This is a genomic window from Cupriavidus sp. 86D6 (assembly GCF_057815095.1).
In genome coordinates, this window is record NZ_JBYPSB010000001.1 from 1,045,613 (window position 1) to 1,062,783 (window position 17,171).

Consider the following 17,171-nt stretch of genomic DNA (forward strand, 5'->3'; position numbering starts at 1 on the left):
AGCAACCCAGAGTCAGACGTCCATGAATCCCATCAAAGTCGGCCTTCTCGGCATCGGTACCGTCGGTAGCGGCACGTTCAACGTGCTCAAGCGCAATCAGGAGGAAATTCGCCGCCGTGCTGGCCGCGGCATCGAGATTGCGGTGGTGGCCGACCTCAACACCGAACGCGCCCGGGAACTGACCGGGGGTACCGTGGACGTGGTCAGCGACGCCCGCGACGTGGTGACGCGCCCCGACATCGACATCGTTGTCGAGCTGATCGGCGGCTACGGCATCGCGCGCGAGCTGGTGCTGAAGGCCATCGAAAACGGCAAGCACGTGGTCACCGCCAACAAGGCGCTGCTGGCCGTGCATGGCAACGAGATCTTCGAGGCCGCCCGCAAGAAGGGCGTGATCGTGGCGTTCGAGGCGGCCGTGGCCGGTGGCATCCCCATCATCAAGGCGCTGCGCGAAGGCCTGACGGCCAACCGCATCCAGTGGATTGCCGGCATCATCAACGGCACCACGAACTTCATCCTGTCCGAGATGCGCGACAAGGGCCTGGATTTCGACACCGTGCTCAAGGAAGCGCAGCAGCTGGGCTATGCCGAGGCCGATCCGACCTTCGACATCGAAGGCATCGACGCCGCGCACAAGGTGACGCTGATGAGCGCCATCGCCTTCGGCATGCCGGTGCAGTTCGACCGCGCCCACGTGGAGGGCATCACCCGGCTGGCCGCCATCGACATCAAGTACGCCGAGGAACTGGGCTACCGCATCAAGCTGCTGGGTATCACGCGCCGCCGCGAAGACGGCGTGGAACTGCGCGTGCATCCGACGCTGGTGCCGGCCTCGCGCCTGATCGCCAATGTGGAAGGCGCGATGAACGCCGTGCTCGTGCAGGGCGACGCCGTGGGTGCCACCCTGTACTACGGCAAGGGCGCCGGCGCCGAGCCGACTGCGTCGGCCGTGATTGCCGACCTGGTGGACGTGACCCGCCTGCACACGGCCGATCCGAACCATCGCGTGCCGCACCTGGCGTTCCAGCCGGACGAACTGTCGAGCGTGCCGGTGCTGCCGATCGACGAAGTCACCAGCTCGTACTACCTGCGCATGCGCGTGGCCGACCAGACCGGTGTGCTGGCCGAAATCACCCGCATCCTGGCCGAAGCCGGCATCAGCATCGACGCGATGCTGCAAAAGGAATCGCGCGAGGGCGAGCCGCAGACCGACATCATCATCCTGACGCACCTGACGCGCGAAAAGCACGTCAATGCCGCCATCCGCAGCATCGAAGGCCTGCAGACCGTGCTGTCGCCGGTCACGCGCCTGCGCATGGAAGAACTGAACTAAGACGCCGAAACTGGACGAATTGCCATGAAATACCAGTCGACGCGCGGCCATGACATGCCGCAATCGTTCTCCGAGATCCTGCTCGGAGGCCTGGCCCCGGACGGCGGCCTGTACCTGCCGAAGCAGTATCCGCAAGTCACCGCCGATGAACTCGAAGCGTGGCGCAAGCTGCCGTACGCCGACCTGGCGTTCGAAGTGCTGTCGCGCTTCTGCGACGACATCCCGGCCGACGACCTGCGCGCGCTGACGCGCAAGACGTACAAGGCCGAGGTGTACTGCAACGCGCGCCCGGGCGACAACACCGCCGACATCACCCCGCTGCGCACGCTGGGCGAGGAAGGCGGCACCAGGCTGCAACTGCTGGGCCTGTCCAACGGCCCGACGCTGGCCTTCAAGGATATGGCCATGCAGCTGCTGGGCAACCTGTTCGAGTACGCGCTCAAGCGCGCCGGGCTGAAGCTCAACATCCTGGGTGCCACGTCGGGCGACACCGGCAGCGCGGCCGAGTACGCAATGCGCGGCAAGGAAGGCATCCGCGTGTTCATGCTGAGCCCGCACCGCAAGATGAGCGCGTTCCAGACCGCGCAGATGTTCAGCCTGCAGGACCCGAACATCTTCAATATCGCCATCGAAGGCGTGTTCGACGACGCGCAGGACATCGTCAAGGCCGTGTCGAACGACCACGCGTTCAAGGCGCGCCAGTGCATCGGCACCGTGAACTCGATCAACTGGGCGCGTGTGGTGGCCCAGGTGGTGTACTACTTCAAGGGCTGGCTGCTGGCCACCGATGGCCCGGGCCAGAAGGTGTCGTTCTGCGTGCCGTCGGGCAACTTCGGCAACGTCTGCGCCGGCCATATCGCGCGCATGATGGGCCTGCCGATCGACAGGCTGGTGGTGGCCACCAACGAAAACGACGTGCTGGACGAGTTCTTCCGCACCGGCACGTACCGCGTGCGCACGTCGGCGCAGACGTACCACACGTCGAGCCCGAGCATGGACATCTCGAAGGCGTCGAATTTCGAACGCTTCATCTTCGACCTGCTGGGCCAGGACGCCGGCAAGCTGGCCGCGCTGTTCCGCGACGTGGACGCCAAGGGCGGCTTCGACCTGTCCGGCACGCCGGAATTCGACCGCATCCGCCAGTTCGGCTTCGTGTCGGGCCGCAGCACGCACGATGACCGGCTGGCGACCATCCGCGACGTCAAGCAGCGTTACGACGTGACGATCGACACCCATACCGCCGATGGCGTGAAGGTGGCGCGCGAGCACCTGTCGGCCGGCGTGCCGATGGTGGTGCTGGAAACCGCGCTGCCGGCCAAGTTTGCCGACACGATCCGCGAGGCGCTGGGCCACGAGCCCGAGCGTCCGGCTGCGTTCGACGGCATCGAGTCGTTGCCGCAGCGGTTCGAGGTCATGCCGGCCGACGCCGACACGGTCAAGGCGTATATCGTGCAGCACACGGGCCTGTAATAAGGGGTATTGCCACAGACCCCTGTGGTTCCGGCGCCAACTCGCTACAATCGGGTTTGCCGGGCCCCGCTGCCACGGCCCCCGGACGTTACCCCCGGGGGCTGTTTTGCTTTCTGGGGCCAACCCAGATCCCCAAGACCCCCATGACCCAACCCGCAGCGCGCCCCCCGATGCTGACGATGGCCCAGGCGCTGGAAGCCCTGATGGCCGGCGTTCGTCCCATCACCGAAACGGAAACCGTCGATACGCTCGATGCCAACGGCCGCGTGCTGGCGGCGCCCGTGACCAGTACGCTGCGCGTGCCGCCCGCCGACAACACGTCGATGGACGGCTACGCGATGCGCGCGGCCGACGTGCCGGCCGAAGGCACGCGCCTGCCGGTGTCGCAGCGCATTCCGGCCGGTCATGTCGGGTCCGAACTGGCGCCGGGCACGGCCGCGCGCATTTTCACGGGCGGCCTGATTCCGCCGGGCGCCGATGCCGTGGTCATGCAGGAGCAATGCCAGGCCGACGGCGATGCGGTGATCGTGAACCATGTGCCGGCGTCGGGGGAGTGGATCCGCCGCGCGGGCGAGGACATCGAGGCCGGCAGCCAGATCCTGCCCGTGGGCGCACGGCTGTCGCCGCAGGCGCTGGGGCTGGCTGCCTCGGTCGGGCAGGCCAGGCTCGATGTGATTCGCCGCGTGCGCGTGGCCGTGTTCTTTACCGGCGACGAACTGGCGATGCCGGGCGAGCCGCTCAAGCCGGGCGCCATCTACAACTCCAACCGGTTCACCTTGCGCGGCCTGCTGGAAAACCTGGGCTGCGAGATCACCGACTTCGGCATCGTGCCCGATACCCTGGCCGCCACGCGCGACACGCTGCGGCGCGCGGCCGAAGGCAACGACCTGATCATCACGTCGGGCGGGGTGTCGGTGGGCGAGGAGGACCATATCCGTCCGGCCGTGACGGCGGAAGGGCGCCTGGATCTCTGGCAGATCGCGATCAAGCCCGGCAAGCCGCTGGCGTTCGGCGAGGTGGCCAACGGCACCGACCAGCCGACCTTCTTTATCGGCCTGCCCGGCAATCCGGTGTCGAGCTTCGTCACGTTCCTGCTGTTCGTGCGGCCATTCCTGCTGCGCCTGCAGGGCGTCGCGGACGTGACGCCGCGCCGCATTGCCATGCGCGCCGACTTCGACCTGCCGAAAGGCGACCGCCGCAACGAATTCCTGCGCGCGCGCCTGAACGATGCGGGCGGGCTCGACCTGTTCCCGAATCAGAGTTCGGGCGTGCTGACGTCCACGGTCTGGGGCGATGGCCTGATCGACAATCCACCCAACCAGCCCATTGCGCGAGGCGACACCGTGCAGTTCATCCCGTTTGCCAGCCTGCTGGCCTAGGTTTTATCCGATGCAACTTGAACTTCGTTATTTCGCCAGTGTGCGCGAGCAGGTAGGCCGGGCCGCCGAACGCGCCGAGGTGCCCGCCGACGTCCGTACCGTCGGCGATCTGCGTGGCTGGCTGCGCGCGCGCGGCGGTGCCTGGGCCGAGACGCTGGCCGAAGGCCGGGCGCTGCGCATGGCGGTGGACCATGCCGTGGCCCGTGCCGACACCCCGCTGGCCGACGGCTGCGAGGTGGCGTTCTTCCCGCCCGTGACCGGGGGCTGAAAATGACGGTCCGTGTGCAGCAGGAGGATTTCGATCTCGGTGCCGAAGTGGCCGCGCTGCGCGCCGGCAACCCGGGCGTGGGTGCCGTGGCCAGCTTTATCGGCACGGTGCGCGATGTCAGCGATGGCACCCGCGTCAGCACGATGGAACTGGAGCACTACCCGGGCATGACCGAGAAGGCGCTGGCCCGGATCGAGGCCGCCGCGTGCCAGCGATGGGCGCTGCTGGGCGTGACGATCGTGCACCGGGTGGGGCTGTTGCAGCCGCTGGACCAGATCGTGCTGGTCGCGGTGGCTTCCGCGCATCGCGGCAACGCCTTTGCCGCGTGCGAGTTCATCATGGATTACCTGAAATCCGAGGCGCCGTTCTGGAAGAAGGAAGACACGCCGGAGGGCGCGCGCTGGGTCGATGCACGGGTGTCGGACGATGCGGCATTGCGCCATTGGGGTATCGAATCGTTCAACGCCGACGCGGCGGGCACGCCCGACAACAACAAATAAGTTCGAAAGCATTCGAACGGACGAAAGGTCGAATCGATGGGTCCGATGGGGTTTGTGGCGGTCGGCGTGGGCGCCGCGTTGGGGGCATGGCTGCGCTGGGGGTTTTCCGTGATGTGGAATGCCATCAATCCGGCGCTGCCGTACGGCACGCTGGCGTCGAACCTGGTCGGTGGCTACCTGATTGGCCTGGCGGTGGCGTTCTTCGACACCCATCCGTCGCTGCCGCCGGAATGGCGCCTGCTCGCCGTCACCGGCTTCCTCGGCGGCCTGACCACGTTTTCGACGTTTTCCAGCGAGGTGATCGGCAATCTGCTGGCTGGCGACTATCGCTGGGCGCTGGCGCATCTGGCCACCCACCTGGGCGGTTCGCTGCTGCTGACCGCGCTGGGCATCTGGACGTACCGCACGCTGTCGTGAACCGTCGGACCGGGCGGGAGTTCCCGCACGAATCCCCCGTTCTGGGGCATAGGTAACATTCCCGATACTTTTGCTACTGCCGGGCCGTCCGGGACCGACTACTATTTCCCGCATGGGCATTGAGGTGTGCAACGCACCTCGCGCGGTTTGCCTGTCTGCTTTCACAATCATTAGAAAGTGCAGCTACGGTCGCTTGCCGGCCCGCCGTGGCCTTCAAGAATCCGGCGATCCGTCGGTGGCCATCAGTTTTTGCCCCAAGCAGTCCTTGTCTTATCGCGGCTTACCGTTCCGTTCATAACAAGGAGACATCCCCATGCAGCATCGCCATGCCTCGTCCGCAAGCCCGCAACTGCGGCGCCGGTTCCAGCAGACCGCCGTCGCCGCGGCCGCTGCCACCCTGTTGATCTCGGCCTGTGGAGGCGGGGATTCAAACAGCACGCCAGGTGGCGGAGGCAGCACTACACAGAATCCAAACAATCGGCCGACGTTTATTGTCGGGACGATTTCGGTCAAATCCTACGACGGCACATCGGACGACCTGCTGACGGCAGGGCTGGGCAAGGACGGGCTGGCGGCCGCTGCGGCCCCGGCATTTGCCGATCCGACGGCGCCCACGGCCGCGGAATTGCGCCGCAATGCCATCTTCGTCAACTACCGAGCCATCGTGGACGTGCAGGCGGCCGGTGGATACGGCTCGCTGTATGGGCCGAACGTCGACGCCCAAGGCAATGTCACAAACAGCCAGGGCAAGGTGCCCGGCACCGAATACCTGGCTTTTGCCGATGACGGTACTGGCACGAAAAACGTAACGATGATGGTGCAAGTGCCGGATTCGTTCGATAAAAGCAACCCATGCGTCATTTCCGCGACGTCGTCCGGCTCGCGCGGGGTGTACGGTGGCATCGCGGTCGGCGAGTGGGGTCTGAAGCGCGGCTGTGCGGTGGCTTATACCGACAAGGGCACGGGCGCGGCACCGCACGACCTGGATACCGACACCGTGCCGCTGATCGACGGCACGCGCGCCGACCGGCGCGGCGCGGGCAAGGCGGCCCAGTTTGCGGCCCAGCCGGGCGCGCAATCGCTGGCGGATTTCACCACGGCCAACCCCCACCGACTGGCGTTCAAGCACGCCCATTCGCAGCAGAACCCCGAAGCCGACTGGGGCAAGAACACGCTGCAGGCCATCCAGTTTGCCCTGTTCGCCATCAATGACCGCTTTGGCACGATGGGCTCGGACGGCGTGCGGCAGGCCACCTTTACGAAGAACAACGTGCTGGTCATCGCGTCGGCCATCTCGAATGGCGGCGGGGCGGCAGTGGCAGCGGCCGAGCAGGACACCGACGGACTGATCGACGGCGTGGCCGTGGGCGAGCCGAACGTGGAAATGCCGCCGAGCCCGGTCATTACCGTGCGGCGCGGCGGTACGCAGGTGGCGGCGTCCGGCAAGCATCTTTATGACTACACGACGACGGCGAACTTGTTCCAGTTGTGTGCCAGCCAGGACCCGACGCTGGTCAACGCGCCGCTCGCGGCGGCGCCAGGCCAGATCGGCATCAACCGCTGCGCGTCGCTGACCGGCAAGGGCAAGGTGACCGGGGCCACTGCCGGCGACCGGGGCACCTCGGCACTGGCGGCCCTGCATGCCGCTGGGTGGGAAACGGAATCCGATGAGCTGCATTCGTCGCTGTCGGCGCTGGAAGTTGCCAGTTCGATCTCGGTCACTTATGCCAACGCCTATTCGCGCGCCAGTGTGACGGACCGGCTGTGCAACTACAGCTTTGCGGCGGTCGGTACGGCGCTGACGCCGGTGGCGATCCCGGCGGCATCGCTGGTCGGCATGTTCTCGACCGGCAATGGCATTCCGCCGACCGGGCCCGTCACGCTGATCAACGACGCCAACCCCAGCGGCCCGTTCCGCGATCTGGTCTCGCAATCGCCATCGACCAACCTGGCCGATGCCAACCTCGACGGCGCCCTGTGTCTGCGTGCCCTGCTCGACAACCGGAACGCGGCGCTGATGGCCGGGATCGGTCAGACGTACCGTAACGGCAACCTGCGCGGTAAGCCGGCGATGATCGTCCACGGCCGCAGCGATGCCTTGCTGCCGGTCAACCACACGTCGCGGCCCTACCTGGGCCTGAACAAGTCGGTGGAGGGCAGCGCCAGCCGGCTGTCGTATATCGAGGTGACAAACGGGCAGCACTTCGACGGCTTTATCGACGTGATCGCCGGCTACGGTGCGCGGTATATCCCGATGCACCTGTATCTGAACCGCGCACTTGACGCCGTCTACGCGAACCTCAAGAACGGCACCGCGCTGCCACCGTCGCAGGTCGTGCGGACCACCCCGCGTGGCGGTAGCAACACCGTCGCGGTGGGGCCGCAGATCCTGCCCTCCAACGTGCCGCCTATCGCGGCCAACCCGGCCGCCGCCGATACGATTTCGGTCAGCGGTACGACCGTCGACGTGCCGAACTAGCCGCGCGGCAGCGCGCGGAAGGTGATGTAGCCCGCCATGCACTTGCAGTCTGTACAAGTTGTGTGGCGGGTGTCTTGAAATGTCAATGCAAAGCCCTATCTTTCGGGAGTACCGTGTCCGGCAGGGCATCCGCGAACGGCAGCCGCTGTGCTGCCACGCCGCCGCCCCGCAGCAGGACACACTCATCGACTAGAGAGAGGGCGCCTGATGCGAATTGACAAACTCACTACCCGGTTCCAGGAAGCGCTGGCCGAAGCGCAAAGCCTGGCCCTGGGGCACGACAACCAATATATCGAACCCCAGCATCTGCTGCGTGCGCTGCTGGCCCAGGAAGACGGCTCGGCCCGTACGCTGCTGTCGCGTGCCGGCGTGAACGTGAACGGCCTGCAGGCCGCGCTGGATGCGGCCATCGGCCGTCTGCCGCAGGTGCAGGGCACCAACGAGGTCCAGGTTGGCCGTGACCTCAACAACCTGCTGAACGCCACCGAGAAGGAGGCGATCAAGCGCAACGACCAGTTCATCGCCAGCGAGCTGTTCCTGCTGGCCGTGTCCGACGACAAGGGCGACACCGGCCGCATCGCGCGCGAGAACGGGCTGTCGCGCAAGTCGCTGGAGGCGGCCATCACGGCCGTGCGCGGCGGCGAGAACGTGAACAGTGCCGACGCCGAATCGCAGCGCGAGGCACTCAAGAAGTACACGGTGGACCTGACCGAGCGGGCCCGCGCGGGCAAGCTCGACCCGGTGATCGGCCGCGACGACGAAATCCGTCGCGCGATCCAGATCCTGCAGCGTCGCACCAAGAACAACCCGGTGCTGATCGGCGAGCCGGGCGTGGGCAAGACCGCCATCGTCGAAGGGCTGGCGCAGCGGATCGTCAACGGCGAAGTGCCCGAGACGCTCAAGAACAAGCGCGTGCTGGTGCTGGACATGGCCGGCCTGCTGGCGGGCGCCAAGTACCGCGGCGAGTTCGAGGAACGGCTGAAGGCCGTGCTGAGCGACGTGGCCAAGGACGAAGGCCAGACCATCGTCTTCATCGACGAAATCCATACGATGGTGGGCGCGGGCAAGGCCGAGGGCGCGATTGACGCGGGCAACATGCTCAAGCCGGCGCTGGCGCGCGGCGAGCTGCACTGCATCGGCGCCACCACGCTGAACGAGTACCGCAAGTACATCGAGAAGGACGCCGCGCTGGAGCGCCGCTTCCAGAAGGTGCTGGTCGATGAGCCGAGCGTGGAATCGACCATCGCCATCCTGCGCGGCCTGCAGGAAAAGTACGAACTGCACCATGGCGTGGAGATTACCGACCCGGCGATCGTGGCGGCGGCGGAGCTGTCGCACCGCTATATCACTGACCGCTTCCTGCCGGACAAGGCCATCGACCTGATCGACGAGGCGGCCGCGCGCATCAAGATGGAAATCGACTCGAAGCCCGAGGCGATGGACAAGCTCGAACGCCGCACGATCCAGCTCAAGATCGAGCGCGAGGCGGTGAAGAAGGAAACCGACGAGGCATCGCGCAAGCGGCTGGAACTGATCGAGCAGGAAATCACGCGGCTGGAGAAGGAATACGCGGACCTGGATGAAATCTGGCGCGCCGAGAAGGGCGCCGCCCAGGGTGCGGCCGCGCTGAAGGAAGAGATCGAGAAGATCAAGCTCGACATCTCGCGCCTGCAGCGTGAAGGCAAGCTGGACAAGGTGGCCGAGCTCCAGTACGGCAAGCTGCCGGCACTCGAAGGCAAGCTGCAGGCCGCGAACAAGGCCGAGGCGGCCGAGCAGAAGCAGCCCAACAAGCTGCTGCGCACGCAGGTCGGGGCCGAGGAAATCGCCGAGGTCGTGAGCCGCGCCACCGGTATCCCCGTCGCCAAGATGATGCAGGGCGAGCGCGAGAAGCTGCTCAAGATGGAAGACAAGCTGCACCAGCGCGTGGTGGGGCAGGACGAGGCCGTGCGGCTGGTGTCCGATGCCATCCGCCGCTCGCGCGCCGGGCTGTCGGACGAGAACAAGCCGTATGGTTCGTTCCTGTTCCTGGGGCCGACCGGGGTGGGCAAGACCGAACTGTGCAAGGCCCTGGCCGAGTTCATGTTCGATTCGGAAGAGCACCTGATCCGCATCGACATGAGCGAATTCATGGAAAAGCACAGCGTGAGCCGGCTGATCGGCGCGCCGCCGGGATACGTGGGCTATGACGAGGGCGGCTACCTGACCGAGGCCGTGCGCCGCAAGCCGTACGCGGTGATCCTGCTCGACGAGGTCGAGAAGGCCCACCCGGACGTGTTCAACGTGCTGCTGCAGGTGCTGGACGACGGCCGCCTGACCGACGGGCAGGGCCGTACCGTGGACTTCAAGAACACGGTGATCGTGATGACGTCGAACCTGGGTTCGCACATCATCCAGGCCATGTCCGGCGAGCCGCAGGAAGCGGTCAAGGGCGCGGTCTGGCAGGAGGTGCGCACGCGTTTCCGGCCCGAGTTCCTGAACCGGATCGACGAGGTGGTGGTGTTCCACGCGCTGGACCAGAAGAACATCGAGTCCATCGCCCGGATTCAGCTCCAGCGCCTGCAGTCGCGCCTGGCACGCATGGACATGACGCTGGATATCAGCGAGCGTGCGCTGGAGAAGATAGCCAGCGCGGGCTACGATCCGGTGTTCGGCGCGCGTCCGCTGAAGCGCGCGATCCAGCAGCAGATCGAGAACCCGGTGGCCCGCGCCATCCTCGAAGGCAAGTTTGCCGCCAAGGACGTGGTGCCGGTGGACTACGAGGGCGATCACTTCACGTTCGGACGCGTCGTTCACTAAGCCGGGCGGCCGGCGGCATCGCCGGCATCGCCACAGAACCAGGGACCTCTTCGGAGGTCCTTTTTTTGTCTGTTGGCTTCGGCCTTTTGCGCCACAATACCGGCTCTGCCCGATTCCCACCCCCTGGAGCAATCCCATGGCTCATGGCGAGCACAAGTACCACGTCACCGTGGAATGGACTGGCAACCGCGGCACCGGCACCAGCGGCTACCGCGCCTACGGACGCGATCACACGATCCGCGCCGGCGACAAGCCGGAGATCCCCGGCTCCTCTGACCCGGCCTTCCTGGGCGATGCCACGCGCTGGAATCCGGAAGACCTGCTCGTTGCGTCGGCCAGCGCCTGCCACAAGCTCTGGTACCTGCACCTGTGCTCGGACGCCGGCATTGCGGTGCTGGCCTATGTGGACCACGCCGAGGGCACCATGACCGATGGCCCGGCAGGCGGGCAGTTCTCGGAAATCGTGCTGCGCCCGCGCGTGACGATCCGGGCCGGCGACGATGCGGAACGCGCCGCGCACCTGCATCACGTGGCGCACGAGAAGTGCTACATCGCCAATTCGGTCAATTTTCCGATCCGGTGCGAAGCGGTAATCGAGCAGGCGGCCGCGGCCTGAGGCTGATGCCGGAAGGTGGGGCAGGGCGTATGTCCGCTGCCTCACCCATACCGCGCGAAAGATACTTGGCCATCACGATCCCGATGGTCTAGTGTTGACACATTGCATTGATTGACAAGCCAACAGTCAGCACGGTCATGAATCCCCCTGTTGCCCTGACCAATTCGTCATAGCGCGCCGCGCCCGCGCCGCCGCGCGGGCAATCCTTGCTTCCCGGTCCGTCGCCTGAATTTTCCGAGCCATGCAGCCCGGCGGCCTCCGTTCGTCCTTGCATCCAACAAAATAACGGCAGACGTCCCATTGCTTGCTGCGCCACGCCTGCCCGTCCGACATCCGCGGATCGCGCCTCCCCCTGGCGCTTCTTTGTAGTCTGGAGGAAATATGGTGTTGCCAATACGGAAGGTCCCCCTGACCCTGGCTGCCGCGGTTGCGGGCACACTGCTGGTCGTTTCCTGCGGTGGCAGCGACGACAATTCGAAGCCCACCACGCCCACCACGCCACAGGCCGACAACAGTTGCCAGGTGCTGGCCAGCAACGGCAGCACGGTGGTGGTCGGGTCGAACCAGCCCGGCGACCCGGCACTGCCGGAAGCGGCCACCGGCTATCGCACCGGGTTGAAGCCGGTCTACGCCAGGACCTATATGGTGTCGACATCGAACGCCTACGCCAGCGCGGCGGGCTGCGCGGTGCTCAAGCATGGCGGTACGGCCGCCGATGCCGCCGTGGCCGTGCAGGCCGTGCTGGGCCTGACCGTCCCCGAGGCCACGGGGATGGGGTCGGGCGGCTTCATGCTCTATTACGATGCCGCCGCGAAGACGGTGCAGGCCTACGACGGGCGCGAAACGGCGCCGGCGGCGGCCACCGAGAACTACCTGCGCTACGTGGACGACGCCACCGACCAGACGCCGCCCAAGCCCAGCGCGCGCGCCAGCGGCCGGTCGATCGGCACCATCGGCGTGCCCCGGCTGATCGAGCGCGTGCAGAAGGAACACGGCAAGCTGGCCTGGAAGGACCTGTTTGGCGACGCCATCTCGCTGGCCACCAACGGCTTCCCCATCGGCGGGCGGCTCGCGCAGGCCATCTCGTCGAACGCTGCCAGCCTGAAACGCGACCCCGAAGCCACCGCCTATTTCTTCAACGCCGATGGCACGCCCAAGGCGCTGGGCACGGTGCTCAAGAACCCGGCCTATGCCAACACGCTGACCGCCATGGCCGCGCAGGGCGCCGACGCGCTGTACAAGGGTGCCATCGCCAACGACATCATCGCCAAGATCGGGGCGACCACCGCCACGGACGGCTCGCCGACCACCCCGGGCAAGACCACGCTGGCCGACCTGGCCGCGTACGAGGCCAAACTGCGCACGCCAGTCTGCGTGACGTACCGCGCGTACTGGATCTGCGGCGCGCCGCCCCCGACATCGGGCGGCATCACCGTGGCATCGGCGATGCAGATCATCGAGAACTTCGATATGGCGTCGCTCAAGCCCAACCCCGTCGACAACGAAGGCGGCAAGCCCACCGTGCAGGGCGTGCATCGGGTGAGCGAGGCCGAACGGCTGGCCTATGCCGACCGTGACAAGTACGTGGCCGATACCGACTTCGTGCCGCTGCCCGGCGGAACGTGGGACACGCTGCTGAACAAGCCCTATCTGCAGACGCGCGCCGCGCTGATCGATCCGAACCGTTCGATGGGTACGGCCACGGCGGGTAACTTCGGTGCGGTGCCCCTGGGTGTGGTGCCGCTGGTCGAGCACGGCACGAACCACTACTCGATCGTCGACGCGCAGGGCAATGTGGTCAGCGCCACCACGTCGGTGGAGTCGAGCATGGGCTCGTTTCATATGACCAACGGCTTCCTGCTCAACAACCAGCTGACCGACTTCTCGGCCGCCCCGACCGACGCCAGCGGCAACCCGGTGGCCAACCGGGTGCAGCCCGGCAAGCGGCCGCGCAGCTCGATGGCACCCACGCTGGTGTTCCGCAAGGCGCCGGACGGGTCGATGGGCGATTTCCTGATGGCCACGGGGTCGCCGGGCGGCGGCACCATTCCGCAATACGTGGTGAAGACGCTCGTGGGCGTGCTCGATTGGGGGCTGGACGCGCAGCAGGCGTCGAACCTGGTGGATTTTGGCGCCAGCAACAGCGCCACCACCACCCTCGGCGGCGAGCATCCCGATATCGATGCCAGCAACGGCGGCGCCAACGATCCGCTGATCACCGGCCTCAAGGCGCTGGGGCACACGATCTCCACCTCGGCGCAGTCCAGCGGCGTCAACACGATCCTGCGCAGCCAGGCCGGCGGCGCGCCCGTGCTGCAGGGCGGCACCGACGCCCGGCGCGAGGGCGTTGTGCTGGGCAACACCTTCACGCCATGACTGCCGCCTGAACTGCACCGTTCCGCAGGGCCATCCGGCCGCGTTGGCCTGATTTCGCTGCCCACCGCCTCCGATTGTGGGGTGGTTGACCTGCATCAACTTGCAAATGGGAGCGGATGGCTAATATCTGAACCGTCATGGAGATGCGGGGGCGCTCTTCATGACTTGTCTACCCGTTTCCGGAATGGAAACTTGACCCGCAGCGCAACTCCGGTGCTGCGGGTTTTTTCTTTGAGCGGCCGCCGGAAAGGGCGACGGCCCGCCCATCCGGACGCGCAGTGACAGCCCGGCGATCAGGCAAGCTGGACGTCGAGCCTCCGACCCAGCGAATCCAGCGCCTTTTCGATCATTTCCAGTTTGGAGGAGTGCCGCAGGTTCAGGAGCCGATCCACCTGCGGCATGTGAACATCGAGCCGCCGCGCGAGTTCTGCCTTGCGCACGCCTTGTGCCAGCATCTCATTGGCAAGGAGCACCTTGGCGGTGACCAACGCTGGCAACGTGACCGTTGGCTGGCCGCGACGGGCCTTGGACGGCAGCGGAATCTGACGGCGCAAGTCGAAATAGATGTCCAGGGCGGCTTCAAGGGCGTCCAGCCCTTGCTTGAGCGCGTCGGTTTCATCGACGCCGACGGCATTGGCTTCGGGGATGTCAGCAAACGTGACCAGCAGCGTGCCGTTGCTATCGGGCGTCAGCGTTACGGGGTACGAGAACATGTGGTGCGTCCTGTAGTAAGTCGTCGATGCCAGGTACGGGATGGCGAGTTCGAGTGAGAGGAGGCCCTTCGCGGGCCTGCCCGTCACTTCAGGCCGAGTTGCTTTCTGATCCTCAGTTCCAGATCCTTGCCCATCTCTTTGCTGCCGTGGTAGGGAAAGATCGTCGTGAAGCCATTCAGCGTGACCCGGTAGTGGCTGGAGCCGCTGCGGTGCTTCTGGAAGATCGCACCCTGCTGTTCGAGCCACCGCTTGAACTCGCTGTATTTCATGCCCCTCCCTTGTCGGTTGAGAGGCGGGCATTGTGCAACATATATGTTGTGCCTGACAACGTTGAAAATGCAACATTTATGTTGCGTTGTCAAGAGCATGACGCACGTTTTCCAGCATTCCCATATTCCCGTCCGATCTTATGCAGAAAACGTGCTTGGATCGGCGAAACCATTCGTTCCGTTCAGAAGGGCCGGCCGGTAGCCTTTCTCCCTGACAGAAACCCCGCCGATCCAGGCGGGGGCATTCACGACAACTCTGACGGGAGCAATTGAACATGATTCGCAAGCTGGCCCTGGGCCTCGCAGTACTGTCCGCAATCGGCGCGGCGCCGGCCGCCCTGGCCAACACCAACCTGCTGAACGTTTCCTATGACCCCACGCGCGAGCTGTACGTGGACGTGAACGCCGCGTTTGCCAAGGCCTACAAGGCGCAAAGCGGCGATACGGTGCAGATTCGCCAGTCGCACGGCGGTTCGGGCAAGCAGGCCCGGTCGGTGATCGACGGCCTGGACGCGGACGTGGTCACGCTGGCGCTGGGCTACGACATCGACGCCATCGCCGAGAAGGGCCTGCTGAAGCCCGACTGGCAGAAGCGCCTGCCGCACAACGCCTCGCCGTACACGTCGACGATCGTCTTTCTGGTACGCAAGGGCAACCCGAAACAAATCAAGGACTGGAACGACCTGGTGAAGCCGGGCGTGCAGGTCATCACGCCGAACCCGAAGACGTCGGGCGGCGCCCGCTGGAACTACCTGGCTGCCTGGGGCTATGCGCTGCGCCAGCCGGGCGGCAATGAAGCCAAGGCCAAGGAATTCGTGGGACAGCTGCTGAAGAATGTGCCGGTGCTGGATTCGGGCGCGCGCGGCGCCACCACCACGTTCGTCGAGCGTGGCCTGGGTGACGTGCTGATCGCATGGGAAAACGAAGCCATCCTGGCGATCAAGGAACTGGGTCCGGACAAGTTCGACATCGTGGCGCCGTCGGTCTCCATCCTGGCCGAGCCGCCGGTGGCCGTGGTGGACAAGGTGGTGGACAAGAAGGGCACGCGCAAGGCCGCCGAGGCCTACCTGCAGTTCCTGTACACCGACGAGGGCCAGGAAATCGCGGCCAAGAATTATTACCGTCCGATCTCGGAAAAGGTGGCTGCCAAGTACGCCGCCAACTTCCCGAAGGTGAAGCTGTTCACGATCGACGAAGTGTTTGGCGGCTGGGCCAAGGCCCAGAAGGCGCACTTTGCCGATGGCGGTTCGTTTGACCAGGTGTACCAGCCCGGCAAGCGGTAATCACAGTGCCGGGGGCGGCCCCGGCCGATTGCGCCAGCGATCGTGCCCGCCGCCCCGGTGCGCCTGACGAAGGAGCCCGAGATGTCCGCTGTTCGCGCTGTCCTGCCTTCCCGCGTCGCCATGGGGCGATGTCCCGCCTGACCTGAAGTTTCCTCCACGCATGACGTTTTCCGCATGCCGCGCGCTGGCGCCGGCAGGGCGTCGTGCCGCCATCGATTTCGAACTTCTCCTCATCCGGAACCCCGATATGACATCGTTCAAACCGCTTTCCCTGCGCCGGCGCCTGCTGCTGGGCGCGCTCGTGGTGGCCACCGGCCTGACCTACGGCCTGCTGGCCAAGCCGGCCCAGGCGCAGTCGCAGACCGTGAATCCGAAGCAGCTGCGCATCGGCTATCAGAAGTACGGCACGCTGACGCTGCTCAAGGCGCGGGGCACGCTGGAAAAGCGCCTGGCGCAGCAGGGCATCACCGTGAAGTGGACCGAGTTCCCGGCCGGCCCGCAGTTGCTGGAAGGCCTGAACGTGGGCGCCATCGACTTCGGCACCGTCGGCGAGGCCCCGCCGATCTTCGCGCAGGCGGCGGGGGCGCAGCTGGCCTATATCGGCAACGAGCCGCCGGCGCCGACGTCCGAAGCCATCGTCGTGCCGAAGACCTCGACGCTGAAGTCCGTGGCCGACCTGCGCGGCAAGCGCGTGGCGCTGAACAAGGGCTCGAACGTGCATTACCTGCTGGTGCGCCAGCTGGAAAAGGCCGGCATTCCCTGGAGCGAGATCCAGCCCGTCTACCTGCCGCCCGCCGACGCCCGCGCGGCGTTCGAGCGCGGCGCCGTGGATGCCTGGGTGATCTGGGACCCGTTCCTGGCCGCCGCCGAAAAGCAGCTCGATGCCCGCGTGCTGGCCGATGGCCGTACCGCCGACGGCAAGAACCTGGTCAGCAACCATCAGTTCTACCTGGCGTCGCGCCCCTATGCGAATGCCCGCCCCGACGTGGTGAACGCGATCCTCGACGAACTGGCGCAACTGGGCCAGTGGGCTGAGAAAAATCCGAAGGACACCACGCAGTTCCTGGCCAAGGAAACCGGGCTTGACCCGAGCGTGCTGGATCTTGCTGTTTCAAGATTTTCCTATGGCGCGAAGCCTGTGACGGCTGGCGTGCTGGCCGAACAACAGCGCATTGCCGACGCCTTCGTGACGCTGAAGCTGATTCCGAAGCCGATCAAGGTGGCCGATGCCGCCTGGCAACCGCCGGCCGCCACGGCGCAACGCTGAAGCGG

14 protein-coding genes are annotated in these 17,171 nt (G+C 66.0%); 12 read left to right on the forward strand and 2 right to left on the reverse strand.

The window, feature by feature from the left end:
• The first annotated feature begins 22 nt into the window (after positions 1–22).
• The 10 genes from AC3G88_RS04795 (at position 23) to AC3G88_RS04840 (ending at position 13,634) form a co-directional block, all read left to right on the forward strand.
• Complete coding sequence (locus AC3G88_RS04795; RefSeq protein WP_488770294.1) at positions 23–1,333, forward strand: homoserine dehydrogenase; 1,311 nt, start codon at positions 23–25, stop codon at positions 1,331–1,333.
• Between the two features lie 24 nt (positions 1,334–1,357).
• Positions 1,358–2,803, forward strand: coding sequence for a threonine synthase (thrC, locus tag AC3G88_RS04800; protein WP_029051690.1), 1,446 nt, complete (start codon positions 1,358–1,360; stop codon positions 2,801–2,803).
• 143 nt (positions 2,804–2,946) lie between these two features.
• Positions 2,947–4,182, forward strand: coding sequence for a molybdopterin molybdotransferase MoeA (locus AC3G88_RS04805; protein WP_488770293.1), 1,236 nt, complete (start codon positions 2,947–2,949; stop codon positions 4,180–4,182).
• Between the two features lie 10 nt (positions 4,183–4,192).
• Complete coding sequence (gene moaD, locus AC3G88_RS04810) at positions 4,193–4,450, forward strand: molybdopterin converting factor subunit 1 (RefSeq protein WP_488770292.1); 258 nt, start codon at positions 4,193–4,195, stop codon at positions 4,448–4,450.
• Positions 4,451–4,452: 2 nt separating this feature from the next.
• Entirely contained in the window at positions 4,453–4,950 is a 498-nt protein-coding gene (locus AC3G88_RS04815) for a molybdenum cofactor biosynthesis protein MoaE (protein ID WP_488770291.1), read from the forward strand.
• 36 nt (positions 4,951–4,986) lie between these two features.
• On the forward strand, positions 4,987–5,367 hold the full coding sequence (gene crcB / locus AC3G88_RS04820; RefSeq protein ID WP_488770290.1) for a fluoride efflux transporter CrcB: 381 nt from the start codon (positions 4,987–4,989) through the stop codon (positions 5,365–5,367).
• 313 nt (positions 5,368–5,680) lie between these two features.
• Positions 5,681–7,846 (forward strand): D-(-)-3-hydroxybutyrate oligomer hydrolase, encoded by a 2,166-nt coding sequence (locus AC3G88_RS04825; RefSeq protein WP_488770289.1) that lies wholly within the window; start codon positions 5,681–5,683, stop codon positions 7,844–7,846.
• Positions 7,847–8,053: 207 nt separating this feature from the next.
• Entirely contained in the window at positions 8,054–10,642 is a 2,589-nt protein-coding gene (gene clpB, locus AC3G88_RS04830; RefSeq protein ID WP_488770288.1) for an ATP-dependent chaperone ClpB, read from the forward strand.
• 136 nt (positions 10,643–10,778) lie between these two features.
• Complete coding sequence (locus AC3G88_RS04835) at positions 10,779–11,258, forward strand: OsmC family protein (protein WP_488770287.1); 480 nt, start codon at positions 10,779–10,781, stop codon at positions 11,256–11,258.
• 393 nt (positions 11,259–11,651) lie between these two features.
• On the forward strand, positions 11,652–13,634 hold the full coding sequence (locus AC3G88_RS04840) for a gamma-glutamyltransferase family protein (RefSeq protein ID WP_488893155.1): 1,983 nt from the start codon (positions 11,652–11,654) through the stop codon (positions 13,632–13,634).
• Positions 13,635–13,927: 293 nt separating this feature from the next.
• Here the strand turns inward: AC3G88_RS04840 and AC3G88_RS04845 are convergent, their stop codons facing one another.
• Both AC3G88_RS04845 and AC3G88_RS04850 read right to left on the reverse strand, forming a co-directional pair.
• Complete coding sequence (locus AC3G88_RS04845) at positions 13,928–14,347, reverse strand: type II toxin-antitoxin system HicB family antitoxin (RefSeq protein ID WP_487523698.1); 420 nt, start codon at positions 14,345–14,347, stop codon at positions 13,928–13,930.
• 83 nt (positions 14,348–14,430) lie between these two features.
• Positions 14,431–14,616 carry a type II toxin-antitoxin system HicA family toxin gene (locus AC3G88_RS04850; RefSeq protein WP_153945187.1) on the reverse strand — a complete coding sequence of 62 codons (186 nt, stop codon included), beginning with the start codon at positions 14,614–14,616 and terminating at the stop codon, positions 14,431–14,433.
• Positions 14,617–14,891: 275 nt separating this feature from the next.
• Between AC3G88_RS04850 and AC3G88_RS04855 the strand changes: the two genes are divergently transcribed.
• Both AC3G88_RS04855 and AC3G88_RS04860 read left to right on the forward strand, forming a co-directional pair.
• A complete protein-coding gene (locus AC3G88_RS04855; RefSeq protein WP_153945186.1) occupies positions 14,892–15,899 on the forward strand; it encodes a sulfate ABC transporter substrate-binding protein in 1,008 nt (335 codons plus the stop codon).
• 247 nt (positions 15,900–16,146) lie between these two features.
• Positions 16,147–17,166 (forward strand): sulfonate ABC transporter substrate-binding protein, encoded by a 1,020-nt coding sequence (locus AC3G88_RS04860; RefSeq protein WP_153945185.1) that lies wholly within the window; start codon positions 16,147–16,149, stop codon positions 17,164–17,166.
• The last annotated feature ends 5 nt before the right edge of the window (positions 17,167–17,171 follow it).